Annotated in this window: 37 protein-coding genes; 36 read left to right on the top strand and 1 reads right to left on the bottom strand. The window is 66.8% G+C overall.

Annotation, left to right across the window (positions count from 1 at the left end; translation table 11 throughout):
- The first annotated feature begins 85 nt into the window (after window positions 1-85).
- The 33 genes from tuf (at window position 86) to truA (ending at window position 19,631) form a co-directional block, all read left to right on the top strand.
- Entirely contained in the window at window positions 86-1,279 is a 1,194-nt protein-coding gene (gene tuf, locus Scani_RS33670) for an elongation factor Tu (protein ID WP_159481495.1), read from the top strand.
- 435 nt (window positions 1,280-1,714) lie between these two features.
- Window positions 1,715-2,023: a 30S ribosomal protein S10 gene (rpsJ, locus tag Scani_RS33665; RefSeq protein WP_159481494.1), complete on the top strand. Its 309-nt coding sequence runs from the start codon at window positions 1,715-1,717 to the stop codon at window positions 2,021-2,023.
- Window positions 2,024-2,037: 14 nt separating this feature from the next.
- On the top strand, window positions 2,038-2,682 hold the full coding sequence (gene rplC / locus Scani_RS33660; RefSeq protein ID WP_030986140.1) for a 50S ribosomal protein L3: 645 nt from the start codon (window positions 2,038-2,040) through the stop codon (window positions 2,680-2,682).
- Window positions 2,683-2,690: 8 nt separating this feature from the next.
- Window positions 2,691-3,344 carry a 50S ribosomal protein L4 gene (rplD, locus tag Scani_RS33655; RefSeq protein WP_159481493.1) on the top strand — a complete coding sequence of 218 codons (654 nt, stop codon included), beginning with the start codon at window positions 2,691-2,693 and terminating at the stop codon, window positions 3,342-3,344.
- Entirely contained in the window at window positions 3,344-3,667 is a 324-nt protein-coding gene (gene rplW / locus Scani_RS33650; protein WP_159481492.1) for a 50S ribosomal protein L23, read from the top strand. Before rplD ends, rplW begins: the two co-directional genes overlap by 1 nt.
- Window positions 3,668-3,706: 39 nt before the next feature.
- A complete protein-coding gene (gene rplB, locus Scani_RS33645; protein ID WP_042155863.1) occupies window positions 3,707-4,543 on the top strand; it encodes a 50S ribosomal protein L2 in 837 nt (278 codons plus the stop codon).
- A 12-nt stretch (window positions 4,544-4,555) separates the two neighbouring features.
- On the top strand, window positions 4,556-4,837 hold the full coding sequence (rpsS, locus tag Scani_RS33640; RefSeq protein ID WP_018090899.1) for a 30S ribosomal protein S19: 282 nt from the start codon (window positions 4,556-4,558) through the stop codon (window positions 4,835-4,837).
- A 43-nt stretch (window positions 4,838-4,880) separates the two neighbouring features.
- A complete protein-coding gene (gene rplV / locus Scani_RS33635) occupies window positions 4,881-5,228 on the top strand; it encodes a 50S ribosomal protein L22 (RefSeq protein WP_037839423.1) in 348 nt (115 codons plus the stop codon).
- Window positions 5,228-6,058 (top strand): 30S ribosomal protein S3, encoded by an 831-nt coding sequence (rpsC, locus tag Scani_RS33630; protein WP_159481491.1) that lies wholly within the window; start codon window positions 5,228-5,230, stop codon window positions 6,056-6,058. The genes rplV and rpsC overlap by 1 nt, the downstream gene beginning before the upstream one ends.
- 5 nt (window positions 6,059-6,063) lie before the next feature.
- Window positions 6,064-6,483 carry a 50S ribosomal protein L16 gene (rplP, locus tag Scani_RS33625; protein ID WP_006604880.1) on the top strand — a complete coding sequence of 140 codons (420 nt, stop codon included), beginning with the start codon at window positions 6,064-6,066 and terminating at the stop codon, window positions 6,481-6,483.
- Complete coding sequence (gene rpmC, locus Scani_RS33620) at window positions 6,483-6,707, top strand: 50S ribosomal protein L29 (protein ID WP_033269705.1); 225 nt, start codon at window positions 6,483-6,485, stop codon at window positions 6,705-6,707. The genes rplP and rpmC overlap by 1 nt, the downstream gene beginning before the upstream one ends.
- Window positions 6,707-6,988, top strand: a complete 282-nt coding sequence (rpsQ, locus tag Scani_RS33615; RefSeq protein ID WP_006604882.1) for a 30S ribosomal protein S17 — start codon at window positions 6,707-6,709, stop codon at window positions 6,986-6,988. Before rpmC ends, rpsQ begins: the two co-directional genes overlap by 1 nt.
- A gap of 106 nt (window positions 6,989-7,094) precedes the next feature.
- Window positions 7,095-7,463 (top strand): 50S ribosomal protein L14, encoded by a 369-nt coding sequence (rplN, locus tag Scani_RS33610; protein WP_003992364.1) that lies wholly within the window; start codon window positions 7,095-7,097, stop codon window positions 7,461-7,463.
- Between the two features lie 3 nt (window positions 7,464-7,466).
- On the top strand, window positions 7,467-7,790 hold the full coding sequence (gene rplX / locus Scani_RS33605; RefSeq protein ID WP_006604883.1) for a 50S ribosomal protein L24: 324 nt from the start codon (window positions 7,467-7,469) through the stop codon (window positions 7,788-7,790).
- Window positions 7,790-8,350, top strand: coding sequence for a 50S ribosomal protein L5 (gene rplE, locus Scani_RS33600; protein WP_086717611.1), 561 nt, complete (start codon window positions 7,790-7,792; stop codon window positions 8,348-8,350). Before rplX ends, rplE begins: the two co-directional genes overlap by 1 nt.
- Window positions 8,351-8,352: 2 nt before the next feature.
- Window positions 8,353-8,538: a type Z 30S ribosomal protein S14 gene (locus Scani_RS33595; protein WP_004571834.1), complete on the top strand. Its 186-nt coding sequence runs from the start codon at window positions 8,353-8,355 to the stop codon at window positions 8,536-8,538.
- Between the two features lie 238 nt (window positions 8,539-8,776).
- Window positions 8,777-9,175 carry a 30S ribosomal protein S8 gene (gene rpsH, locus Scani_RS33585; RefSeq protein ID WP_006604885.1) on the top strand — a complete coding sequence of 133 codons (399 nt, stop codon included), beginning with the start codon at window positions 8,777-8,779 and terminating at the stop codon, window positions 9,173-9,175.
- Window positions 9,176-9,197: 22 nt separating this feature from the next.
- The gene (gene rplF / locus Scani_RS33580; RefSeq protein WP_159481490.1) at window positions 9,198-9,737 is read left to right on the top strand and encodes a 50S ribosomal protein L6; all 540 of its coding nucleotides are present in this window, start codon (window positions 9,198-9,200) and stop codon (window positions 9,735-9,737) included.
- Between the two features lie 3 nt (window positions 9,738-9,740).
- Window positions 9,741-10,124 (top strand): 50S ribosomal protein L18, encoded by a 384-nt coding sequence (gene rplR / locus Scani_RS33575; protein ID WP_030074793.1) that lies wholly within the window; start codon window positions 9,741-9,743, stop codon window positions 10,122-10,124.
- 46 nt (window positions 10,125-10,170) lie between these two features.
- Complete coding sequence (gene rpsE, locus Scani_RS33570) at window positions 10,171-10,773, top strand: 30S ribosomal protein S5 (protein ID WP_006604888.1); 603 nt, start codon at window positions 10,171-10,173, stop codon at window positions 10,771-10,773.
- Window positions 10,773-10,955 carry a 50S ribosomal protein L30 gene (gene rpmD / locus Scani_RS33565; RefSeq protein ID WP_030074796.1) on the top strand — a complete coding sequence of 61 codons (183 nt, stop codon included), beginning with the start codon at window positions 10,773-10,775 and terminating at the stop codon, window positions 10,953-10,955. Before rpsE ends, rpmD begins: the two co-directional genes overlap by 1 nt.
- 1 nt (window position 10,956) lies before the next feature.
- On the top strand, window positions 10,957-11,412 hold the full coding sequence (rplO, locus tag Scani_RS33560) for a 50S ribosomal protein L15 (protein ID WP_159481489.1): 456 nt from the start codon (window positions 10,957-10,959) through the stop codon (window positions 11,410-11,412).
- 226 nt (window positions 11,413-11,638) lie between these two features.
- Window positions 11,639-12,952 carry a preprotein translocase subunit SecY gene (gene secY / locus Scani_RS33555; RefSeq protein ID WP_086717619.1) on the top strand — a complete coding sequence of 438 codons (1,314 nt, stop codon included), beginning with the start codon at window positions 11,639-11,641 and terminating at the stop codon, window positions 12,950-12,952.
- Window positions 12,952-13,608, top strand: coding sequence for an adenylate kinase (locus tag Scani_RS33550; protein ID WP_159481488.1), 657 nt, complete (start codon window positions 12,952-12,954; stop codon window positions 13,606-13,608). The genes secY and Scani_RS33550 overlap by 1 nt, the downstream gene beginning before the upstream one ends.
- Window positions 13,609-13,731: 123 nt before the next feature.
- The gene (gene map / locus Scani_RS33545; RefSeq protein WP_159481487.1) at window positions 13,732-14,574 is read left to right on the top strand and encodes a type I methionyl aminopeptidase; all 843 of its coding nucleotides are present in this window, start codon (window positions 13,732-13,734) and stop codon (window positions 14,572-14,574) included.
- A gap of 206 nt (window positions 14,575-14,780) precedes the next feature.
- On the top strand, window positions 14,781-15,002 hold the full coding sequence (gene infA, locus Scani_RS33540; protein WP_003956442.1) for a translation initiation factor IF-1: 222 nt from the start codon (window positions 14,781-14,783) through the stop codon (window positions 15,000-15,002).
- Window positions 15,003-15,062: 60 nt separating this feature from the next.
- A complete protein-coding gene (rpmJ, locus tag Scani_RS33535; protein WP_003956441.1) occupies window positions 15,063-15,176 on the top strand; it encodes a 50S ribosomal protein L36 in 114 nt (37 codons plus the stop codon).
- 198 nt (window positions 15,177-15,374) lie between these two features.
- Window positions 15,375-15,755 carry a 30S ribosomal protein S13 gene (gene rpsM, locus Scani_RS33530; RefSeq protein WP_030074809.1) on the top strand — a complete coding sequence of 127 codons (381 nt, stop codon included), beginning with the start codon at window positions 15,375-15,377 and terminating at the stop codon, window positions 15,753-15,755.
- Window positions 15,756-15,819: 64 nt separating this feature from the next.
- Window positions 15,820-16,224 carry a 30S ribosomal protein S11 gene (gene rpsK, locus Scani_RS33525; protein ID WP_004571845.1) on the top strand — a complete coding sequence of 135 codons (405 nt, stop codon included), beginning with the start codon at window positions 15,820-15,822 and terminating at the stop codon, window positions 16,222-16,224.
- Between the two features lie 26 nt (window positions 16,225-16,250).
- Window positions 16,251-16,877, top strand: a complete 627-nt coding sequence (rpsD, locus tag Scani_RS33520; RefSeq protein ID WP_159481486.1) for a 30S ribosomal protein S4 — start codon at window positions 16,251-16,253, stop codon at window positions 16,875-16,877.
- Window positions 16,878-16,986: 109 nt separating this feature from the next.
- The gene (locus tag Scani_RS33515; RefSeq protein WP_003956430.1) at window positions 16,987-18,009 is read left to right on the top strand and encodes a DNA-directed RNA polymerase subunit alpha; all 1,023 of its coding nucleotides are present in this window, start codon (window positions 16,987-16,989) and stop codon (window positions 18,007-18,009) included.
- A 138-nt stretch (window positions 18,010-18,147) separates the two neighbouring features.
- Window positions 18,148-18,615 carry a 50S ribosomal protein L17 gene (rplQ, locus tag Scani_RS33510; RefSeq protein ID WP_159481485.1) on the top strand — a complete coding sequence of 156 codons (468 nt, stop codon included), beginning with the start codon at window positions 18,148-18,150 and terminating at the stop codon, window positions 18,613-18,615.
- Window positions 18,616-18,767: 152 nt separating this feature from the next.
- The gene (gene truA, locus Scani_RS33505) at window positions 18,768-19,631 is read left to right on the top strand and encodes a tRNA pseudouridine(38-40) synthase TruA (RefSeq protein WP_159481484.1); all 864 of its coding nucleotides are present in this window, start codon (window positions 18,768-18,770) and stop codon (window positions 19,629-19,631) included.
- 58 nt (window positions 19,632-19,689) lie between these two features.
- Here the strand turns inward: truA and Scani_RS33500 are convergent, their stop codons facing one another.
- Window positions 19,690-20,562, bottom strand: a complete 873-nt coding sequence (locus Scani_RS33500) for a hypothetical protein (RefSeq protein WP_159481483.1) — start codon at window positions 20,560-20,562, stop codon at window positions 19,690-19,692.
- A 55-nt stretch (window positions 20,563-20,617) separates the two neighbouring features.
- Here Scani_RS33500 and Scani_RS33495 point away from each other — a divergent pair, with 55 nt between their 5' ends.
- The 3 genes from Scani_RS33495 to rpsI all read left to right on the top strand — a co-directional run bounded on the left by Scani_RS33495 (window position 20,618) and on the right by rpsI (window position 23,673).
- Window positions 20,618-22,252 carry an ABC-F family ATP-binding cassette domain-containing protein gene (locus tag Scani_RS33495; protein ID WP_159481482.1) on the top strand — a complete coding sequence of 545 codons (1,635 nt, stop codon included), beginning with the start codon at window positions 20,618-20,620 and terminating at the stop codon, window positions 22,250-22,252.
- Window positions 22,253-22,673: 421 nt separating this feature from the next.
- Window positions 22,674-23,117: a 50S ribosomal protein L13 gene (gene rplM, locus Scani_RS33490; RefSeq protein WP_042155907.1), complete on the top strand. Its 444-nt coding sequence runs from the start codon at window positions 22,674-22,676 to the stop codon at window positions 23,115-23,117.
- Window positions 23,118-23,160: 43 nt separating this feature from the next.
- Entirely contained in the window at window positions 23,161-23,673 is a 513-nt protein-coding gene (rpsI, locus tag Scani_RS33485) for a 30S ribosomal protein S9 (protein ID WP_018090882.1), read from the top strand.
- Window positions 23,674-23,765: the final 92 nt, after the last annotated feature.

Here is a 23,765-nt window from a genome sequence, read left to right as displayed (position 1 = left end):
GAGGCTTGCCCCGTCAGCCGGCATCCCAGCAAAGATCACCTGGCGCCGATGAGTAAGGCGTACAGAACCACTTCAGGAGGAACCAGTGGCGAAGGCGAAGTTCGAGCGGACTAAGCCGCACGTCAACATCGGCACCATCGGTCACATTGACCACGGTAAGACGACCCTCACGGCCGCCATTACCAAGGTGCTGCACGACGCGTACCCGGACCTGAACGAGGCCTCGGCCTTCGACCAGATCGACAAGGCTCCTGAGGAGCGCCAGCGCGGTATCACGATCTCGATCGCGCACGTCGAGTACCAGACGGAGAACCGTCACTACGCCCACGTCGACTGCCCCGGTCACGCGGACTACATCAAGAACATGATCACGGGTGCGGCGCAGATGGACGGCGCCATCCTCGTGGTTGCCGCCACCGACGGCCCGATGCCGCAGACCAAGGAGCACGTGCTCCTGGCCCGCCAGGTCGGCGTTCCGTACATCGTTGTCGCCCTGAACAAGGCCGACATGGTGGACGACGAGGAGATCCTGGAGCTCGTCGAGCTCGAGGTCCGTGAGCTCCTCTCCGAGTACGAGTTCCCCGGCGACGACGTTCCGGTCGTCAAGGTCTCGGCGCTCAAGGCGCTCGAGGGCGACAAGGAGTGGGGCGACTCCGTCCTCAAGCTCATGGCCGCCGTCGACGAGTCGATCCCGCAGCCCGAGCGCGACGTCGACAAGCCGTTCCTGATGCCGATCGAGGACGTCTTCACGATCACCGGCCGTGGCACCGTTGTCACCGGTCGTATCGAGCGTGGTGTCCTCAAGGTCAACGAGACCGTCGACATCATCGGCATCAAGACCGAGAAGACCACCACCACGGTCACCGGCATCGAGATGTTCCGGAAGCTCCTCGACGAGGGCCAGGCCGGTGAGAACGTCGGTCTGCTGCTTCGCGGTATCAAGCGCGAGGACGTCGAGCGCGGCCAGGTCATCATCAAGCCGGGTTCGGTCACGCCGCACACCTCGTTCGAGGCCCAGGCGTACATCCTGTCGAAGGACGAGGGTGGCCGCCACACCCCGTTCTTCAACAACTACCGCCCGCAGTTCTACTTCCGTACCACGGACGTGACCGGCGTCGTGACCCTCCCCGAGGGCACCGAGATGGTCATGCCGGGCGACAACACCGAGATGTCGGTCGAGCTGATCCAGCCGGTCGCCATGGAGGAGGGCCTGAAGTTCGCCATCCGTGAGGGTGGCCGGACCGTCGGCGCCGGCCAGGTCACCAAGATCAACAAGTAATTGTTGATCCGGTTGATCCGGTAGCAGTTCCACAAGGAGCCCCGTCCACCATCAGGTGGGCGGGGCTCCTTGACAGTTGGGGTCCGATTGGCCTTAGGCGTCCCGGGTATGGCACACTGTCCAGGTTGCTCGGTTGAGTGCCGATGCTGCGCGCCTCCCGCCGGGAGGACTGGAAGCGAGTCCCAGGTATTCGTCGTCCCTTCTCAGGGTCGGAAATACGGGAATCTTCCGGGAAGCGTCAGCGGGGTGCCTCGGCCAGGCGCCCGGTGGGTGTTCTTCCCCTGCCTTCTCCTTCTTGAAGGATCCCCTTTACGGGGATCTACGGGAAGGGGTGCGACACGCCCGACCGCGTGGGTCGGAGAAGAACGGCGCTTCTCGCGAAGCGCAGCGCACCGGGTCCCAGAGCGTTACGAGAGACAGGACTACGAAGTAGCCATGGCGGGACAGAAGATCCGCATCCGGCTCAAGGCCTACGACCACGAGGTCATCGACACGTCGGCGAAGAAGATCGTCGAGACGGTGACCCGTACTGGTGCGTCGGTCGCGGGCCCGGTGCCGCTGCCCACTGAAAAGAACGTGTACTGCGTCATCAAGTCGCCGCACAAGTACAAGGACGCGCGCGAGCACTTCGAGATGCGCACGCACAAGCGCCTGATCGACATCCTCGACCCGACGCCCAAGACCGTTGACTCGCTGATGCGCCTGGACCTTCCGGCCGGCGTTGACATCGAGATCAAGCTCTGAGAGGCGCGGAAGAGATGGCAAAGCAGATCAAGGGCATCCTGGGCGAGAAGCTCGGCATGACCCAGGTCTGGGACGAGAACAACCGTGTCGTCCCGGTGACCGTGGTGAAGGCCGGCCCCTGTGTCGTTACCCAGGTGCGCACCAATGACCAGGACGGCTACGACTCCGTCCAGATCGCCTTCGGCGAGATCGACCCGCGCAAGGTGAACAAGCCCCTCAAGGGCCACTTCGCGAAGGCCGACGTCACCCCCCGTCGTCACCTCGTCGAGGTCCGTACCACCGATGCCGGTGAGTACACCCTCGGCCAGGAAGTGACCGCTGAGACCTTCGAGTCCGGCGTCAAGGTGGACGTGACCGGCAAGAGCAAGGGCAAGGGCTTCGCCGGTGTCATGAAGCGTCACGGCTTCCATGGCGGCAAGGCCTCCCACGGTGCCCACCGCGTGCACCGTAAGCCTGGCTCCATCGGTGGCTGCGCCACCCCGGGCCGCGTGTTCAAGGGCATGCGGATGGCCGGCCGTATGGGCAATGAGCGGGTCACCACCCAGAACCTGACCGTCCATGCCGTTGACGCGGAGAAGGGTCTGCTGCTCATCAAGGGCGCAGTTCCTGGTCCGAACGGCGGCCTCGTCCTGGTCCGTACCGCGGCCAAGGGGGCCTGAGGTAACCGATGAGCACCATTGACATCCTTTCGCCGGCAGGCGACAAGGCCGGTAGCGTCGAGCTCCCCACGGAGATCTTCGACGCCAAGGTCAGCGTTCCGCTGATCCACCAGGTCGTTGTCGCGCAGCTGGCCGCGGCCCGTCAGGGCACGCACAAGACCAAGACTCGCGGCGAGGTCCGCGGCGGTGGCAAGAAGCCGTACCGCCAGAAGGGCACCGGCCGGGCGCGTCAGGGTTCCACCCGTGCGCCGCAGTTCGCCGGCGGTGGCATCGTCCACGGCCCCGTGCCGCGTGACTACAGCCAGCGGACCCCGAAGAAGATGAAGGTCGCCGCCCTGCGCGGTGCCCTCACCGACCGGGCCCGCAACAGCCGTATCCACGTCGTTTCCGGCGTGGTCGAGGGCGACATCTCCACCAAGGCCGCCAAGACTCTCCTCGGCAAGGTCAGCGAGCGCAAGAACGTGCTCCTGGTCGCCGAGCGCAGCGACGAGGCCGCGTGGCTGTCCGCCCGCAACCTGCCCCAGGTGCACATCCTGGAGCCGGGCCAGCTGAACACGTACGACGTGCTCGTCTCCGACGACGTGGTCTTCACCAAGGCCGCCTTCGAGTCCTTCGTGTCTGGCCCCAAGGCCAACGCTGAGACCGAAGGGAGCGACGCCTGATGAGTGAGGCCGTCGTCACCAGCAAGACCTTCACGGACCCGCGTGACGTTCTCGTCAAGCCGGTGGTTTCCGAGAAGAGCTACGCGCTGCTGGACGAGAACAAGTACACGTTCATCGTCGCGCCCGGCTCGAACAAGACCCAGATCAAGCAGGCCGTCGAGGCGGTCTTCTCGGTCAAGGTCACCGGGGTCAACACGATCAACCGGCAGGGCAAGCGCAAGCGCACCCGCACCGGTTACGGCAAGCGCGCGAACACCAAGCGCGCCATCGTGACCCTCGCCGAGGGCGACCGTATCGACATCTTCGGCGGCCCGGTCTCCTAACGGAGTCCGAGTCGTCCGGAATCGGACGAGGACTGAGAAATGGGTATCCGCAAGTACAAGCCGACGACCCCGGGCCGTCGTGGCTCCAGCGTCGCCGACTTTGTCGAGATCACGCGGTCCACGCCGGAGAAGTCGCTGGTCCGCCCGCTGCACAGCAAGGGCGGCCGTAACAACGCCGGTCGTGTGACCGTTCGCCACCAGGGCGGTGGCCACAAGCGCGCCTACCGAGTGATCGACTTCCGTCGTCACGACAAGGACGGCGTGCCGGCCAAGGTCGCGCACATCGAGTACGACCCCAACCGCACCGCGCGCATCGCGCTCCTGCACTACGCAGACGGCGAGAAGCGCTACATCATCGCGCCCCGTGGCCTGGTCCAGGGTGCTCGGATTGAGAACGGCCCTGGCGCCGACATCAAGCCGGGCAACAACCTGCCGCTGCGCCACATCCCCGTGGGTACGACGATCCACGCGATCGAGCTGCGTCCGGGCGGCGGTGCGAAGTTCGCCCGCTCGGCCGGTGCCTCCGTGCAGCTGCTGGCGAAGGAGGGCCGCATGGCCCACCTCCGTATGCCGTCGGGTGAGATCCGCCTGGTCGACGTCCGCTGCCGCGCCACTGTGGGCGAGGTCGGCAACGCCGAGCAGTCGAACATCAACTGGGGCAAGGCCGGCCGCATGCGCTGGAAGGGCGTCCGCCCGACCGTGCGTGGTGTCGTGATGAACCCGGTTGACCACCCGCACGGTGGTGGTGAGGGCAAGACTTCCGGTGGTCGCCACCCGGTCTCGCCGTGGGGTCAGAAGGAGGGTCGTACTCGTTCGCCGAAGAAGGCGAGCAACAAGTACATCGTCCGCCGCCGCAAGACGAACAAGAAGCGCTAGGAGCGGGTTTAGATGCCGCGCAGTCTCAAGAAGGGGCCCTTCGTCGACGACCACCTTTCCAAGAAGGTGGATGTTCAGAACGATGCCGGCACCAAGAACGTCATCAAGACCTGGTCCCGCCGCTCCATGATCGTCCCGGCCATGCTCGGCCACACGATCGCGGTGCACGACGGCCGCAAGCACGTCCCGGTGTTCGTCACCGAGTCGATGGTCGGCCACAAGCTCGGCGAGTTTGCGCCGACCCGCACCTTCCGCGGCCACGAGAAGGACGACCGCAAGTCGCGGCGTCGTTGATCGGCGGAGTGCGAAGACTATGACTGACACTGAAGGGACAACCATGGAAGCCAGGGCCCAGGCGCGGTACATCCGCGTCACGCCCATGAAGGCCCGCCGCGTGGTGGACCTTATCCGTGGCATGAATGCCACGGAGGCTCAGGCGGTCCTGCGTTTCGCCCCGCAGGCCGCGAGCGTGCCGGTGGGCAAGGTGCTGGACAGCGCCATTGCCAACGCCGCGCACAACTACGACCACACCGACGCCGGCAGCCTCGTCATCTCCGAGGCGTATGTCGACGAGGGCCCGACCCTGAAGCGGTTCCGTCCGCGTGCCCAGGGCCGTGCCTACCGGATCCGCAAGCGGACCAGCCACATCACCGTGGTCGTCAGCAGCAAGGAAGGAACCCGGTAATGGGCCAGAAGGTTAACCCGCACGGGTTCCGGCTCGGCATCACCACCGACTTCAAGTCGCGCTGGTACGCCGACAAGCTGTACAAGGACTACGTCAAGGAAGACGTCGCCATTCGTCGCATGATGACGAAGGGCATGGAGCGCGCCGGTATCTCCAAGGTGGAGATCGAGCGCACCCGTGAGCGCGTCCGCGTTGACATCCACACCGCTCGTCCGGGCATCGTCATCGGCCGCCGCGGCGCCGAGGCGGACCGCATCCGCGGCGAGCTGGAGAAGCTGACCGGCAAGCAGGTCCAGCTGAACATCCTCGAGGTCAAGAACCCCGAGACCGATGCTCAGCTGGTCGCCCAGGCCGTCGCCGAGCAGCTGTCCTCCCGCGTCTCCTTCCGTCGCGCCATGCGTAAGAGCATGCAGTCGACGATGAAGGCCGGCGCCAAGGGCATCAAGATCCAGTGCGGTGGCCGTCTCGGCGGCGCCGAGATGTCCCGCTCGGAGTTCTACCGCGAGGGCCGTGTGCCCCTGCACACGCTCCGTGCGAACGTCGACTACGGCTTCTTCGAGGCCAAGACCACCTTCGGCCGTATCGGCGTGAAGGTCTGGATCTACAAGGGCGACGTCAAGAACATCGCCGAGGTGCGTGCCGAGAACGCCGCGGCCCGTGCGGGTAACCGCCCGGCCCGTGGTGGCGGCAACGACCGTCCCCGTCGTGGTGGCGGCGAGCGCGGCGGCCGCGGTGGCCGCAAGCCGCAGCAGCAGAGCGCCGCTGCCGAGGCCCCCAAGGCCGAGGCTGCTGCCGCTGCTCCGGCGGAGACCCCCGGAACGGAGGCCTGACCGACATGCTGATCCCTCGCAGGGTCAAGCACCGCAAGCAGCACCACCCGAAGCGCAGTGGCATGGCCAAGGGTGGCACCGAGCTGGCCTTCGGTGAGTACGGCATCCAGGCCGTCACCCCGGCTTACGTGACGAACCGTCAGATCGAGTCCGCTCGTATCGCGATGACCCGTCACATCAAGCGTGGCGGCAAGGTCTGGATCAACATTTACCCGGACCGCCCGCTCACGAAGAAGCCGGCCGAAACCCGCATGGGTTCCGGTAAGGGTTCTCCGGAGTGGTGGGTCGCGAACGTCAAGCCCGGTCGGGTGATGTTCGAGCTGTCCTTCCCGAACGAAAAGGTTGCCAAGGAGGCGCTGACCCGCGCCGCCCACAAGCTTCCGATGAAGTGCCGCATTGTGCGGCGCGAGGCAGGTGAGTCGTGATGGCGGCCGGTATCAAGGCGACCGAGCTGCGCGAGCTGAACAACGAGGACCTCGTTGCCAAGCTTCGTGAGGCCAAGGAGGAGCTGTTCAACCTCCGCTTCCAGGCGGCGACCGGACAGCTTGAGAACCACGGTCGGCTCAAGTCCGTCCGTAAGGACATCGCCCGGATCTACACCCTGATGCGTGAGCGCGAGCTGGGCATCGAGACGGTGGAGAGCGCCTGATGAGCGAGAAGAATGTGACTGAGACGAACGAGCGCGGTTTCCGCAAGACCCGCGAGGGTCTCGTCGTCAGCGACAAGATGGACAAGACCGTCGTCGTCGCTGTCGAGGACCGTGTCAAGCACGCGCTGTACGGCAAGGTCATCCGCCGTACCAACAAGCTCAAGGCGCACGACGAGCAGAACGCTGCCGGCGTCGGCGACCGCGTCCTCCTGATGGAGACCCGGCCGCTGTCCGCCACCAAGCGCTGGCGCATCGTCGAGATCCTCGAGAAGGCCAAGTAATCCCTCCTAGGGGGACCCCCTAGGAACAGTTCCGCCAGGCTCGGCAGGGGCCCACTCGTCAGAGGAAAGCCCCTGCCGGGAACCGGCAGACAAACAGGAGATAGACGTGATCCAGCAGGAGTCGCGACTGCGGGTCGCCGACAACACTGGTGCGAAGGAAATCCTTTGCATCCGTGTTCTCGGTGGTTCGGGTCGCCGCTACGCGGGCATCGGTGACGTCATCGTCGCCACCGTGAAGGACGCGATCCCCGGTGGCAACGTGAAGAAGGGTGACGTCATCAAGGCGGTCATCGTTCGCACCGTCAAGGAGCGCCGCCGTCCGGACGGCTCGTACATCCGCTTCGACGAGAACGCGGCCGTCATCCTCAAGAACGATGGCGACCCCCGCGGCACCCGCATCTTCGGCCCCGTGGGCCGGGAGCTGCGCGAGAAGAAGTTCATGAAGATCATCTCGCTCGCGCCGGAGGTGCTGTAACCGATGAAGATCAAGAAGGGCGACCTGGTCCAGGTCATCACCGGTAAGGACAAGGGCAAGCAGGGCAAGGTCATCCAGGCCTTCCCCCGCGAGGACCGCGTCCTGGTCGAGGGTGTCAACCGGGTCAAGAAGCACACCAAGGCCGGCCAGACCGCTCGTGGTTCGAAGACCGGCGGCATTGTGACGACCGAGGCCCCTGTCCACGTGAGCAACGTTCAGCTCGTCGTGGAGAAGGACGGCAACAAGGTCGTCACCCGCGTCGGATACCGCTTCGACGACGAGGGCAACAAGATCCGCGTTGCCAAGCGGACCGGTGAGGACATCTGATGACTGCCACCACCAACGCGCCGCGTCTGAAGACGCGCTACCGCGAAGAGATCGCCGGGAAGCTGAAGGACGAGTTCTCGCTCGAGAACGTCATGCAGATCCCCGGTCTGACCAAGATCGTGGTCAACATGGGTGTGGGCGACGCCGCCCGCGACTCCAAGCTGATCGAGGGCGCCATCCGCGACCTCACCACGATCACCGGACAGAAGCCGGCCGTCACCAAGGCCCGTAAGTCCATCGCGCAGTTCAAGCTGCGCGAGGGCCAGCCGATCGGTGCCCACGTCACCCTCCGCGGTGACCGCATGTGGGAGTTCCTGGACCGCCTGCTGTCGCTGGCGCTGCCGCGCATCCGCGACTTCCGTGGTCTGTCCCCGAAGCAGTTCGACGGTCGGGGCAACTACACCTTCGGTCTCACGGAGCAGGTCATGTTCCACGAGATCGACCAGGACAAGATCGACCGGACGCGGGGCATGGACATCACCGTGGTCACCACGGCGTCCAACGACGATGAGGGCCGCGCCCTGCTTCGTCACCTCGGCTTCCCGTTCAAGGAGAACTGACCGTGGCGAAGAAGGCTCTGATCGCTAAGGCGGCTCGTAAGCCGAAGTTTGCTGTCCGCGCGTACACGCGTTGCCAGCGCTGCGGCCGTCCGCACTCCGTCTACCGCAAGTTCGGCCTGTGCCGCGTGTGCCTTCGTGAGATGGCTCACCGTGGCGAGCTGCCGGGCGTGACCAAGAGCTCCTGGTAATCCCTTCATCGGGACGACCAGGGCTCTCGGTAAGCATTCGGCCGGTGGGCGCCCATCCCTCTTTTCCCGTAGGGTAGAGGGGTTTGGGCGCACCGCCGCCCGAGACCGACCGCGGGCCGAGCCCGCATAAAGTCGCTTACTACGCCGTAGGTCCCCGCGCCGCACCCGTCCCGACTCTGATCGGGGAGAGGGATGGCGCACATAGGAAACCCCGGCGAGAGAGGCCGAAGGCCAATTCATGACCATGACTGATCCCATCGCAGACATGCTGACCCGTCTGCGTAACGCGAACTCGGCGTACCACGACACCGTCGTGATGCCGCACAGCAAGATCAAGTCGCACATCGCGGAGATCCTCCAGCAGGAGGGCTACATCACCGGCTGGCGCGTCGAGGACGCCGAGGTTGGCAAGAACCTCGTCCTCGAGCTGAAGTTCGGCCCGAACCGCGAGCGCTCGATCGCCGGCATCAAGCGGATCTCGAAGCCGGGCCTGCGGGTCTACGCAAAGTCCACCAACCTGCCGAAGGTCCTCGGCGGCCTGGGCGTGGCGATCATCTCCACGTCCCACGGTCTCCTGACCGGTCAGCAGGCCAGCAAGAAGGGCGTGGGTGGGGAAGTCCTCGCCTACGTCTGGTAACCAGGGAACGGAGGAATAGCTAATGTCGCGTATTGGCAAGCTGCCCATCCAGGTTCCCGCTGGTGTGGACGTCACCATCGATGGCCGGACGGTCGCGGTGAAGGGCCCCAAGGGTTCTCTCTCGCACACCGTCGCGGCGCCCATCGAGGTCGCCAAGGGTGAGGACGGTGTCATCACCGTCTCGCGCCCGAACGACGAGCGTCAGAACAAGGCCCTGCACGGCCTGTCCCGCACGCTGGTGGCGAACATGATCACCGGCGTGACCCAGGGCTACAGCAAGGCGCTCGAGATCAGCGGTGTCGGTTACCGCGTCCAGGCGAAGGGCTCCAACCTGGAGTTCGCCCTGGGCTACAGCCACCCGATCCTGATCGAGGCCCCCGAGGGCATCTCCTTCAAGGTCGAGTCCCCGACCAAGCTGAGCGTCGAGGGCATCGACAAGCAGAAGGTCGGCGAGGTTGCGGCGAACATCCGCAAGCTGCGCAAGCCTGACCCGTACAAGGCCAAGGGCGTCAAGTACGCCGGCGAGGTCATCCGCCGCAAGGTCGGAAAGGCTGGTAAGTAAGCCATGGCATACGGTGTGAAGATCGCCAAGGGCGACGCTTACAAGCGGGCCGCCGCCAAGCGGCGCCACATCCGCATCCGTAAGCGGATTTCGGGTACCCCGGAGCGTCCGCGTCTGGTGGTGACGCGGTCCAACCGTGGCATCACCGCTCAGGTCATCGACGACATTGCGGGCCACACGCTGGCCTCGGCGTCGAGCCTGGACGCGTCGATCCGTGGTGGCGAGGGCGACAAGAGCGCTCAGGCCCAGAAGGTCGGCTCCCTGGTCGCCGAGCGTGCCAAGGCCGCCGGTGTCGAGGCCGTCGTGTTCGACCGTGGTGGCAAGCAGTACGCCGGGCGGATTGCCGCTCTGGCCGACGCCGCCCGCGAAGCCGGGCTGAAGTTCTAAGCCCCGGTTCCGGAGCTAGCGGACGTAACAGAGAGAGGTAAATCCAATGGCTGGACCCCAGCGCCGCGGGAGCGGTGCCGGTGGCGGCGAGCGGCGGGACCGGAAGGGTCGCGACGGTGGCGCTGCCGCCGAGAAGACCGCATACGTTGAGCGCGTTGTCGCGATCAACCGTGTCGCCAAGGTTGTCAAGGGTGGCCGTCGCTTCAGCTTCACCGCGCTGGTCGTGGTGGGCGATGGTGACGGCACCGTAGGTGTCGGTTACGGCAAGGCCAAGGAAGTTCCGGCTGCCATCGCCAAGGGCGTGGAAGAGGCCAAGAAGAACTTCTTCAAGGTCCCCCGTATCCAGGGCACCATCCCTCACCCCATCCAGGGCGAGAAGGCTGCGGGCGTCGTCCTGCTCAAGCCGGCTTCCCCCGGTACCGGTGTGATCGCCGGTGGCCCCGTGCGTGCCGTTCTGGAGTGCGCGGGCATCCACGACGTGCTGAGCAAGTCGCTCGGTTCGTCGAACCCGATCAACATCGTGCACGCCACGGTGACCGCGCTTCAGGGCCTGCAGCGCCCCGAGGAGATCGCGGCCCGTCGTGGCCTGCCGCTGGAGGACGTTGCTCCCGCCGCTCTGCTGCGGGCGCGTGCAGGGGTGACCGCGTAATGGCGCACCTCAAGATCACGCAGACGAAGTCCTTCATCGGTAGCAAGCAGAATCACCGCGACACCCTCCGTTCGCTGGGCCTCAAGCGGCTCAACGACGTGGTTGTCAAGGAGGACCGCCCCGAGTTCCGCGGCATGGTGCACACCGTCCGCCACCTCGTGACGGTTGAGGAGGTCGACTGACATGGCGGAGAACAACCCGCTGAAGGTCCACAACCTCCGGCCCGCCCCGGGTGCCAAGACCGCCAAGACCCGTGTCGGTCGTGGTGAGGCGTCCAAGGGTAAGACCGCTGGTCGTGGTACCAAGGGCACGAAGGCCCGTTACCAGGTTCCGGAGCGCTTCGAGGGCGGGCAGATGCCCCTCCACATGCGCCTCCCGAAGCTGAAGGGCTTCAAGAACCCCGCCCACAAGCAGTTCCAGGTCGTGAACCTGGACAAGCTGGCCGCGCTCTACCCGCAGGGTGGCGAGGTCACGGTGACCGATCTGGTCGCCAAGGGCGCGGTGCGCAAGAACGAGCTCGTCAAGGTGCTCGGCGCCGGCGAGGTCTCCGTGGCGCTGCAGGTGACGGTTGACGCCGTTTCCGGCTCCGCCAAGGAGAAGATCGCCGCTGCCGGCGGCACCGTCACCGAACTCATCTGAGTTCGCTGACTCAACTGACCGGGGATGCCCATCGTTTGGGGCATCCCCGGTTGGTCGTTCCACGGGGGTATGGTCGCCGGTAAGGTGGGATGGACTGTTGTTTTCCGGGCTTCGTCCCGGACCCCCGCCGCGCGGGCCGTGTCCGCGCGGTTTTTGCCCGCTACGTATTCGTCGATCCTCAAGACCGTCACCTCTCGCATTCAAGGCGGGAGGCGCAGGAGGCACCGTGCTCACCGCGTTCGCCCGAGCGTTCAAGACGCCCGACCTGCGCAAGAAGCTGCTGTTCACATTGGGCATCATCGTGCTCTACCGGATCGGCGCACACGTCCCGGTCCCCGGGGTGAACTACGCGAACGTCGAGACCTGCATGAAGCAGGCCGGCGGTAGCAGTGGGTTGTTCGCCCTGGTGAACATGTTCAGCGGTGGTGCGCTGCTGCAGATCACGATCTTCGCGCTGGGGATCATGCCGTACATCACGGCGAGCATCATCCTCCAGCTGCTGACCGTGGTGATCCCGCGGCTGGAAGCCCTCAAGAAAGAGGGGCAGTCCGGTCAGGCGAAGATCACCCAGTACACCCGCTATCTGACCGTGGCGCTCGCCATCCTGCAGGGCACCGGCCTGGTGGCCACCGCCCGCAGCGGTGCGCTCTTCCAGAGCTGCCCGGTCGCCAGCGAGATCGTGCCCAGCGACTCGATCTTCACCACCATCACCATGGTCATCACGATGACCGCCGGCACCGGCCTGATCATGTGGCTCGGTGAGCTCGTCACCGACCGCGGTATCGGCAACGGCATGTCCATCCTGATGTTCATCTCGATCGCCGCCGGCTTCCCGGGCGCGCTGTGGCAGATCAAGCTCACCGGCAAGCTGGCCGACGGCTGGATCGAGTTCTTCGCGGTGATCGCGGTGGGCCTGGCGATGGTCGCCCTGGTGGTCTTCGTCGAGCAGGCCCAGCGGCGCATCCCGGTGCAGTACGCGAAGCGGATGATCGGCCGCCGGTCCTATGGCGGTACGTCCACGTACATCCCGCTCAAGGTGAACCAGGCGGGTGTGATTCCCGTCATCTTCGCGTCATCGCTGCTCTACATTCCAGCCCTCGTTGCACAGTTCAGCGGGTCGAAGGCGGCATGGGCGACGTGGATCGCCACCAACTTCACCAAGGGAAATCACCCGGTTTACATCGTTACGTACTTCCTGCTGATCGTTTTCTTCGCCTTCTTCTACGTCGCCATCAGCTTCAACCCCGAAGAAGTTGCCGACAACATGAAGAAGTATGGTGGCTTCATCCCGGGTATCCGGGCTGGTCGCCCGACGGCCGAGTACCTCAGCTACGTGCTCAACCGGATCACGTGGCCGGGCTCGCTGTACCTGGGGCTGATCGCGCTCGTACCAACAGTGGCGTTGGTGCTTTTCAACGCGAACCAGAACTTCCCGTTCGGCGGGACGAGCATCCTGATCATCGTGGGTGTGGGTCTGGAGACCGTGAAGCAGATCGAGAGCCAGCTTCAGCAGCGCAACTACGAAGGGTTCCTCCGCTGATGCGAATCGTCCTCGTCGGACCCCCGGGGGCCGGCAAGGGTACGCAGGCTGCGTACCTTGCCAAGAACCTCGAGATCCCGCACATCTCCACGGGGGACCTGTTCCGCGCCAACATCAGCCAGGGCACGCCCCTCGGCCGTGAGGCGAAGTCGTACATGGACGCCGGCAACCTGGTGCCCGACTCGGTCACCATCGCGATGGCCGAGGACCGTATGGAGCAGGCCGACGCGGCCGACGGTTTCCTCCTGGACGGCTTCCCGCGCAACCTTGGCCAGGCCAAGGCGCTGGACGAGTACCTCAAGGACAAGAACCTCAAGCTGGACGCCGTTCTGGACCTGGAGGTCCCGGAGGACGAGGTCGTCAAGCGGATCGCCGGCCGGCGCATCTGCCGCAATGACTCCAGCCACGTCTTCCACGCCGAGTACAACAAGCCGAAGGCCGAGGGCGTCTGCGACACCTGCGGCGGCGAGCTGTACCAGCGGGACGACGACCGCGAGGAGACCGTCCGCAAGCGGCTGGAGGTCTACCACACGGAGACCGAGCCGATCATCGACTACTACAAGGACCAGGACCTGGTCGTCACCATCCCCGCGATGGGGAAGGTCGACGAGGTCACCCGGCGCTCCATGGCGGCCCTGCCGTCCCGGGACGCGTAGCAGCAGACGGCTTCCGATACGGCCGCGGTGCCCGCAAGGGCTACCGCGGCCGTATCGTGTACGGGGCGGTCGTGACGGCCGCCGGATATGCGTTGTAGTCGGTTCAGGAAGGCGCCAGCCGTCATGGTGGAGATCAAGACCCCCGAGCAGATCGCGAAGATGCGCGAGGCGGGGCTGGTGGTCGCCGCCATTCACGCGGCGACCCGGAAGGCCGCGGTGCCCGGCGCCACGACCAAGGATCTGGACGACGCGGCACGCAAGGTGCTCGCCGAGCACGGAGCGAAGTCGAACTTCCTCGGTTACGGGGGCTTCCCCGCGACGATCTGCACCTCGGTCAACGATGTCGTGGTCCACGGCATCCCCGACACCGAGACGGTGCTGCAGGACGGCGACATCATCTCCATCGACTGCGGCGCGATCATCGACGGCTGGCACGGCGACGCGGCGTACACCGCCTTCGTCGGGTCCGGTCACGCGGCGGAGCTCGTCGAGCTGAGCCGGGTCACCGAGGAGTCGATGTGGGCGGGCATCGCGGCGGTCGCCAAGGGCAACCGGCTGGTGGACATCTCCAAGGCGATCGAGGGCTACATCCGACGCCAGCCCCGGCCGGCCGGCGGCAAGTACGGCATCGTCGAGGACTACGGCGGCCATGGCATCGGCTCGCAGATGCACATGGACCCGCACCTGCTCAACTACGTCGACCGCAAGCGCGGCCGCGGCCCGAAGCTGGTGCCCGGCTTCTGCATCGCCATCGAGCCGATGGTCAATCTCGGCACGGCCAAGACCCACGTCCTCGACGACGACTGGACGGTCAAGTCGAACGACGGCAGCTGGTCCTCGCACTGGGAGCACTCGGTCGCGCTGACCGAGGAGGGTCCGCTGGTGCTGACCGCGCCGGACGGCGGCAAGGCCAAGCTGGCCGAGCTGGGGATCACGGCGGCGCCGGACCCGTCCGCAAAAGCTTGAGGATCAGGGCAGAGCCCATCGCGCCCCCTCGCACGAGCCGGACGGCCCGGGCGTAAGGATCACGCCCGATGGGCAATAATCCAGGATTCGTCTTTTCCTGGGCCCTGACGTAGACTGACGCGTCGGCTCTCGTGCATCCGTATGCCTGTAGCTAGGTGAGCGGCTGGAAGAGAGTCGATCAAGGTAGCCGATTCGAAGGGCGAAGCGTGGCCAAGAAGCAAGGTGCCATCGAGATCGAGGGCACCGTGATCGAGTCCCTCCCGAACGCCATGTTCAAGGTGGAGCTCCAGAACGGTCACAAGGTCCTGGCGCACATCAGCGGGAAGATGCGGATGCACTACATCCGTATCCTGCCGGATGACCGGGTCGTCGTGGAGCTCTCTCCGTACGACCTGACGCGTGGCCGGATCGTCTACCGCTACAAGTAGATCTTGTCGCCGCCCCGCTCCCGTGGGGTGACGGCACTGACCCGGAGAACCTCACATCCCATGAAGGTCAAGCCGAGCGTCAAGAAGATCTGCGACAAGTGCAAGGTGATCCGCCGTCACGGCCGGGTCATGGTCATCTGCGACAACCTGCGCCACAAGCAGCGCCAGGGCTGACGCACGCCGACCACCTGCATTTCGCAGTTTTCGCGCGACGCAAGCACATACGTACATACGCAGTCACCCGACCCCCGCATCACTCGCGTGGGGACGACACCCTCGGCTCGGAGGCCGGGGACCCGGCTCGTAATTCTGCAGAGTCTTACGGGAACGGTGCTGCGGAAGACCTCCGAATAGCCATCAGGAGCCACATCAATGGCACGCCTCGCAGGCGTTGATCTCCCGCGCGAAAAGCGCGTGGAGGTCGCCCTCACCTACGTCTTCGGTATCGGGCGGACGCTGTCGCAGCAGACTCTCGCCGCCACCGGCGTGAACCCGAACACCCGTGTTCGCGACCTTGCTGAGGAAGACCTCATCAAGATCCGCGAGTACGTGGACAACAACCTCAAGACCGAGGGTGACCTCCGTCGCGAGATCCAGGCCGACATCCGCCGCAAGGTCGAGATCGGCTGCTACCAGGGTCTGCGTCACCGCCGCGGTCTGCCGGTGCACGGTCAGCGCACCAGCACGAACGCCCGTACCCGCAAGGGCCCGCGTCGCGCGATCGCCGGCAAGAAGAAGCCGGGCAAGAAGTAGTCCTCAGCAGGACGCTCATCAGCGGTCTTCGCTGTAGGACCGACCACCTCCACGGGAGTAATGAATGCCTCCGAAGGGCCGTACGGCCGGCGCCAAGAAGGTGCGCCGCAAGGAGAAGAAGAACGTTGCCCACGGGCACGCTCACATCAAGAGCACGTTCAACAACACGATCGTCTCGATCACGGACCCCACGGGCAACGTGATCTCTTGGGCCTCTGCCGGCCACGTCGGCTTCAAGGGCTCGCGCAAGTCCACCCCCTTCGCCGCGCAGATGGCCGCCGAGTCGGCCGCCCGCCGCGCGCAGGAGCACGGCATGCGCAAGGTCGACGTCTTCGTCAAGGGTCCCGGCTCCGGCCGTGAGACCGCGATCCGCTCCCTCCAGGCCACCGGCCTCGAGGTGGGTTCGATCCAGGACGTCACCCCCACGCCGCACAACGGATGCCGCCCGCCCAAGCGCCGCCGCGTCTGACCAGCTGAAGTAGGAGACAAAACAATATGGCGCGTTACACCGGGGCCGACTGCAAGCGTTGCCGTCGGGAGAAGCAGAAGCTCTTCCTCAAGGGGAGCAAGTGCGAGAGCGCAAAGTGCCCGATCGAGATTCGTCCTTACCCCCCGGGTGAGCACGGTCGCGGGCGCACCAAGGACAGCGAGTACCTGCTCCAGCTTCGTGAGAAGCAGAAGTGCAGCCGTATCTACGGTGTCCTTGAGAAGCAGTTCGTGAACTACTACAAGGAAGCGAACCAGAAGACCGGCAAGACCGGTGAGAACCTTCTGCGCATCCTTGAGACTCGTCTCGACAACGTGGTCTACCGGGCCGGCTTTGCCAAGTCCCGCGACCACGCTCGTCAGCTGGTTCGTCACGGACACATCACCGTGAACGGCCGCAAGACCGACATTCCGTCGGCTCGTGTGGCGGCGAACGACATCATCGAGGTCCGCGAGAGCTCTCGGAACCTGACCCCGTTCGCGGTGGCGCAGGCCGAGGCTGGCGAGAGGACCGTTCCGGCCTGGCTGGAAGCGATTCCCTCGAACCTGCGGATCCTCGTGCACAGCATGCCCGAGCGCCAGGTGATCGACACCCAGGTGCAGGAGCAGCTGATCGTCGAGCTCTACTCGAAGTAAGAGCTGACCGGTGGGGGCGGTACGGAGCCGATGGCGCCGTGCCGCCCGTACCCTTGTCAGTACAGCGGGCGTCAAATAGCGGGCGTCCACGACTGAAGGATCGAACACCATGCTGATTGCTCAGCGTCCCTCGCTGACCGAAGAGGTCGTCGACGAATACCGCTCCCGGTTCGTGATCGAGCCGCTGGAGCCGGGCTTCGGCTACACCCTCGGCAACTCCCTGCGTCGGACCCTCCTGTCCTCGATCCCGGGTGCGGCGGTCACGTCCATCCGCATCGACGGTGTCCTGCACGAGTTCACCACCGTGCCGGGCGTCAAGGAGGACGTCACCGACCTCATCCTCAACATCAAGCAGCTGGTCGTCTCCTCGGAGCACGACGAGCCGGTCGTGATGTACCTGCGCAAGCAGGGCCCCGGCCTGGTCACCGCTGCCGACATCGCCCCGCCGGCCGGTGTCGAGGTGCACAACCCGGACCTGGTCCTCGCCACGCTCAACGGCAAGGGCAAGCTGGAGATGGAGCTGACCGTCGAGCGCGGTCGCGGCTACGTCTCCGCCGTCCAGAACAAGCAGGTGGGCCAGGAGATCGGCCGTATCCCGGTCGACTCCATCTACTCGCCGGTGCTCAAGGTCACGTACAAGGTCGAGGCGACCCGTGTCGAGCAGCGCACCGACTTCGACAAGCTGATCGTCGACGTCGAGACCAAGCAGGCCATGCGCCCGCGTGACGCCATGGCGTCCGCCGGTAAGACCCTGGTCGAGCTGTTCGGTCTGGCGCGCGAGCTCAACATCGACGCCGAGGGCATCGACATGGGCCCGTCCCCCACGGACGCCGCCCTCGCCGCCGACCTGGCGCTGCCGATCGAGGAGCTGGAGCTCACGGTCCGCTCCTACAACTGCCTCAAGCGTGAGGGCATCCACTCCGTGGGTGAGCTCGTGGCGCGCTCCGAGGCCGACCTGCTCGACATCCGCAACTTCGGTGCGAAGTCGATCGACGAGGTCAAGGCGAAGCTGGCCGGCATGGGCCTGGCCCTCAAGGACAGCCCGCCCGGATTCGACCCGACCGCCGCGGCGGACGCCTTTGGCGCCGATGACGACGCGGATGCGGGCTTCGTCGAGACCGAGCAGTACTGAGCCTGCGGCTTCGGCGTGGCTGAGGCTTTGTCCTCAAACGCCGGACGGGCTGATTTTGAATCTTCCACGGGGCGCCCGCCTCGTGGGAACTGTCACCGGTACCTGATACGGCCGGTGCAGCAATGAAGGAGATACACCATGCCGAAGCCCGCCAAGGGTGCCCGTCTGGGCGGCAGCGCCGCGCACGAGCGTCTGATGCTGCGCAACCTGGCCACCTCGCTCTTCGAGCACGGTCGCATCACGACGACCGAGGCCAAGGCCCGTCGTCTGCGTCCGTACGCGGAGCGTCTGGTGACCAAGGCGAAGAAGGGCGACCTTCACAACCGCCGTCAGGTCATGCAGCTGATCTCGGACAAGAGCGTCGTGCACACGCTCTTCACGGAGATCGCCCCGCGGTTCGAGAACCGTCCGGGTGGCTACACCCGTATCACCAAGATCGGTAACCGCCGTGGCGACAACGCGCCCATGGCCGTCATCGAGCTGGTGGAGGCGCTGACCGTGGCCCAGCAGGCCACCGGTGAGGCCGAGGCCGCGACGAAGCGTGCGGCCAAGGACGCCGAGGCCGCCGAGGCGACCGAGGCGACCGAGGAGTCGAAGGACGCCTGAGTCCTGCCTTGTGTGAGCGGGTCCGCCCTTCGGGGCGGGCCCGCTTTCGCATGCGCGGGCGGGCTCCGGGGCGGTCGCCCGGCGGGAGGTGCGGTGCCCGGGGTGCGGCCCGTGCGGAACGGCCGCGTACGGCGTGAGGGAGGATTGCTGTCGTGAGTGACGAAGTGGAGCCCGGCCTCGTCCGGGTGCGGATGGACCTTTCCTACGACGGAAAGGACTTCTCCGGGTGGGCGAAGCAGGCCGGTGGCCGGCGGACCGTGCAGGGGGAGATCGAGGACGCGCTGCGGACCGTGACGCGGTCCGGCGAGACGTACGAGCTCACCGTGGCCGGGCGGACGGATGCGGGGGTGCATGCGCGGGGGCAGGTGGCGCATGTGGATCTGCCCGCGGAGGTGTGGGCCGAGCACGAGGAGCGGCTGCTGCGGCGGCTGGCCGGGCGGCTCCCGAAGGACGTGCGGGTGTGGCGGCTGGCAGAGGCGCCGTACGGGTTCAACGCACGCTTCTCGGCGATCTGGCGGCGGTACGCGTACCGGGTGACCGATCACCACGGGGGCGTGGATCCGCTGCTGCGCGGCCATGTGCTGTGGCACGACTGGGAGCTGGACGTCGAGGCGATGAACGAGGCCTCGCGGCCGCTGCTGGGGGAGCACGACTTCGCGGCGTACTGCAAGCGCCGGGAGGGCGCGACGACGATCCGTACGCTCCAGGAGCTGAGCTGGTCGCGCGGGGCGGACGGGGTCATCACGGCGACCGTGCGGGCGGATGCCTTCTGCCACAACATGGTGCGGTCGCTGGTGGGGGCGATGCTGTTCGTCGGCGACGGGCACCGGCCGGTGGAATGGCCCGGGAAGGTGCTGGCCGCCGGGGTGCGGGACTCCGCCGTCCACGTGGTGCGGCCGCACGGGCTGACGCTGGAGGAGGTCGGCTACCCGGCGGACGAGCTGCTGATGGCGCGCAACCAGGAGGCGCGGAACAAGCGGACGCTGCCCGGGGCCGCCGGGGGCGGCTGCTGCTGAGCGCCGGGCCGTGGCGCCTGCGGGGCGCCGCCGGGAAGGGCGGCGCCACCGGAGGCGGTCAGGACTTGCCGGCCTTCTTCTGGGCTTCCTTGAGCTGCTGCTCGGCGACCTTCGCGGCCTGGTCCTTGCCGCGCTGGGTGATCTGGCTGAACGCGTAGGCGCCGCCGTCCCGGGCGATCTGCCGGGCCTTGGTCTCGGTGTTGGTGACGTCCTTGCCGTTGAGGTAACCGGCGATCGTGAAGTAGGCGTAGCGGCCGGTGGCATTGGTCGCCATCCGGCACTTCGTGCCCTGGCAGAAGTCCGCGGGGACACCGCCCCCGGGCAGCGGCATGAGGTTGGCCCGGTTCTCGTTCATGACCTTGGTGGCCTTGGCGGGCGAGTCGAAGACCGCGATGCCGATGGTGACCGCGACGCCGCCCTTGGCGTACGTGGCGCGCAGCAGCTGCTTGCAGCCGTTGTGGGACAGCGAGGAGACGAGCGGCCCCTGGGCGCCGGCGGTGCAGTCCTTGGTGGTGGCGGTGTGGGTGCGGGGGTAGGTGTGCTCGCCGACGACCATGCTCTTCTGCGCGAAGAGGGTGGCGGGAGTGAGCGGCGCCGTGTCCTTCTTCGGGTCGGAGATGTAGTCCCGCGGGTTGGGCGGGGGCGGCACGGAGACGTCCGGGAAGGACGGCTTGTCGTCCGGCGCCGCGGCCTGGCCGGACTCCGCGGGCGACGCCGTCGGGTTGCCGCCCGCGGACCCACCGCCGCCGGACAGGACGGCGACGGTGACGATGCCGGCCACCGCGAGGGCCGCCAGCGCTCCGCCGCCGATCCACAGCAGGCGTTTGCGGCGGGTCTGTGCCTCGCTCTCCTCGGCCAGTGCACCCCAGTCCGGAGTGGACGACGACGAACCCCCGGGGCCGTCGAACGGCCCCCCTTGCCCAAAGCTCATGCCGCGCATCCTAATGGGGTTGGTGGAATGCGGAACGGCCGGTCACAATCCGCTCATGGGACATCTTGAGGCCGGACACCTGGAGTACTACCTGCCGGACGGGAGGGTCCTGCTGGGGGATGTGTCCTTCCGGGTGGGGGAGGGCGCGTCGGTCGCGCTGGTGGGAGCCAACGGCGCGGGCAAGACGACGCTGCTGCGGCTGATCGCGGGGGAGCTCCAGCCGCACGGCGGGGCGGTGACCGTCAGCGGCGGGCTCGGGGTGATGCCGCAGTTCGTGGGCTCCGTACGCGACGAGCGCACGGTGCGCGATCTGCTGGTCTCCGTGGCGCAGCCGCGGATCAGGCAGGCGGCAGCCGCGGTGGACGCCGCCGAGCTGGCGATGATGAGCGCCGAGGGCGACGACGAGGCCGCGCAGATGGCCTATGCCCAGGCGCTCAGCGACTGGGCCGAGGCGCGCGGCTACGAGGCCGAGACGGCCTGGGACATCTGCACGACGGCGGCGCTGGGGATGCCGTACGAGAAGGCGCAGTGGCGGAAGGTGCGCACGCTGTCCGGGGGCGAGCAGAAGCGGCTGGTGCTGGAGTCGCTGCTGCGCGGCACGGACGAGGTGCTGCTGCTGGACGAGCCGGACAACTATCTGGACGTGCCCGGCAAGCGCTGGCTGGAGGAGCAGCTCCGGCAGACCCGTAAGACGGTGCTGTTCGTCTCGCACGACCGGGAGCTGCTGGCCCGGGCCGCGGAGAAGATCGTCAGTGTCGAGCCGGGACCCGCAGGCTCCGACGTATGGGTGCACGGCGGCGGCTTCGACACCTATCACGAGGCGCGCAAGGAGCGCTTCGCCCGCTTCGAGGAGCTGCGGCGGCGCTGGGACGAGAAGCACGCGCAGCTGAAGAAGCTGGTGGTCTCGCTGCGGCAGGCGGCCTCGGTCAGCCATGAGCTGGCCTCGCGCTATGCGGCGGCGCAGACCCGGCTGCGGAAGTTCGAGGAGGCCGGGCCGCCGCCGGAGCCGCCGCGCGAGCAGGACATCACCATGAGGCTGCGCGGCGGACGGACCGGCGTACGGGCGATCACCTGCGAGAACCTGGAGCTCACCGGCCTGATGAAGCCGTTCGACCTGGAGATCTTCTATGGCGAGCGGGTCGCGGTCCTCGGCTCCAACGGCTCCGGCAAGTCCCACTTCCTGCGGCTGCTGGCCGGGGACGAGGACAGCCCTGTCGCGCACACCGGCGCCTGGAAGCTGGGCGCCCGGGTGGTCCCCGGGCACTTCGCGCAGACCCACGCCCACCCCGAGCTGATGGGCCGCCCCCTGCTCGACATCCTGTGGACCGAGCACGCCAAGGACAAGGGCCAGGCCATGTCGGCGCTGCGCCGCTACGAGCTGGAGCAGCAGGCCGAGCAGCGCTTCGAGCGGCTCTCCGGCGGCCAGCAGGCACGCTTCCAGATCCTGCTGCTGGAGCTGTCCGGCACGACCGCCCTGCTGCTCGACGAGCCGACCGACAACCTGGACCTGGAGTCGGCGGAGGCGCTGCAGGAGGGGCTGGAGGCGTACGAGGGGACGGTGGTGGCCGTGACGCACGACCGGTGGTTCGCGCGGTCCTTCGACCGGTTCCTGGTGTTCGGCTCGGACGGGCTGGTCCGGGAGACGGCGGAGCCGGTGTGGGACGAGCGGCGGGTGGCGCGCGAGCGCTAGGTTTCCCGCGCCGGGGGCCGTCCCTGGGGGTCCGCGGCGCGCCGGCTGTGCCGGGAGAGTGGCATCGGCGCGTCGGCTGTCGCGCGGGCGCCGGGGCGGGCGGGGGCCGTGTCGCAGCCGGTACCCACGGTGACCGGGGAGGCGGCCGGGGCCGGCACCGTACGCCGGTTCGGGGGGCGTTTTGACCCCGCCGGGGCCGGGCCGGTATTCTGCATGTTCGTTATGCGTATTGGCTTGCTCTATCTCACGTGAGGGGGCCCTTACGCGGTCCACCGGACCGATGACCAGCGACGGACGATCGGGTTGCGTCACCCGTAGTGCCGCCCCCGCTGGTGTGATCGGGAGTGGTGACCAGTACAGGACCCTTCCCCCGGGCCTCACGGCCAGGGGAACCCCACCTCTGAAGAAGCGAAGGCTAACCGTGCGTACGTTCAGCCCCAAGCCCGGCGATGTCCAGCGCCAGTGGCACATCATTGACGCGCAGGACGTTGTCCTGGGCCGTCTGGCCAGCCAGGCCGCGTCCCTCCTGCGGGGTAAGCACAAGCCCGTCTACGCGCCGCACGTTGACATGGGTGACTTCGTCATCATCGTCAACGCCGACAAGGTGCACCTGTCCGGCAACAAGCGGACCCAGAAGATGGCCTACCGCCACTCGGGTTTCCCGGGTGGTCTGCGCTCCGTCCGCTACGACGAGCTGCTCGACAAGAACCCCGAGAAGGCCGTCGAGAAGGCCATCAAGGGCATGCTCCCCAAGAACACCCTCGGCCGTCAGATGCTCTCGAAGCTGAAGGTCTACGCGGGCGCCGAGCACCCGCACGCTGCGCAGCAGCCGGTCCCGTTCGAGATCACCCAGGTCGCGCAGTAGTTCCGGCCACCCCCTAAGACGACAGAGAATTCTGAGGAGCATCGTGGCCGAGACCACTCCCGAGACCGTCATCGAGAACGACGACGCCGTCGAGGAATACACCACTGAGACCGAGGTCGTGGAGTCGGAGTACACCTCCGAGTCCCTCGCTTCCCGCTTCGGCGACCCGCAGCCGGCTGCCGGCCTGGGCCGTCGCAAGAACGCCATTGCCCGCGTCCGGATCGTTCCGGGCACCGGCCAGTGGAAGATCAACGGTCGCACCCTCGAGGGTTACTTCCCCAACAAGGTGCACCAGCAGGAAGTCAACGAGCCCTTCAAGGTGCTCGAGCTCGACAACCGCTACGACGTTGTCGCCCGCATCTCCGGCGGCGGCATCTCCGGCCAGGCCGGTGCGCTGCGCCTGGGCGTGGCCCGTGCGCTGAACGAGGCGGACGTCGACAACAACCGCGGCGCGCTGAAGAAGGCCGGGTTCCTCAAGCGTGACGACCGTGCGGTCGAGCGCAAGAAGGCCGGTCTGAAGAAGGCCCGTAAGGCGCCGCAGTACAGCAAGCGCTAACCGCGCGCGCTGCACCATGCAGCTCTTGGCGAACGCCCCGGTGGCACCATTCCGTGCTGCCGGGGCGTTCGGCTATCCGGGACCAGGGGCGT

This window comes from Streptomyces caniferus (genome assembly GCF_009811555.1).
In the GTDB taxonomy this organism is placed as follows: domain Bacteria; phylum Actinomycetota; class Actinomycetes; order Streptomycetales; family Streptomycetaceae; genus Streptomyces; species Streptomyces caniferus.
Note: the sequence above shows the minus strand (reverse complement) of the source record. Positions and strands in the feature narration are given on the sequence as shown.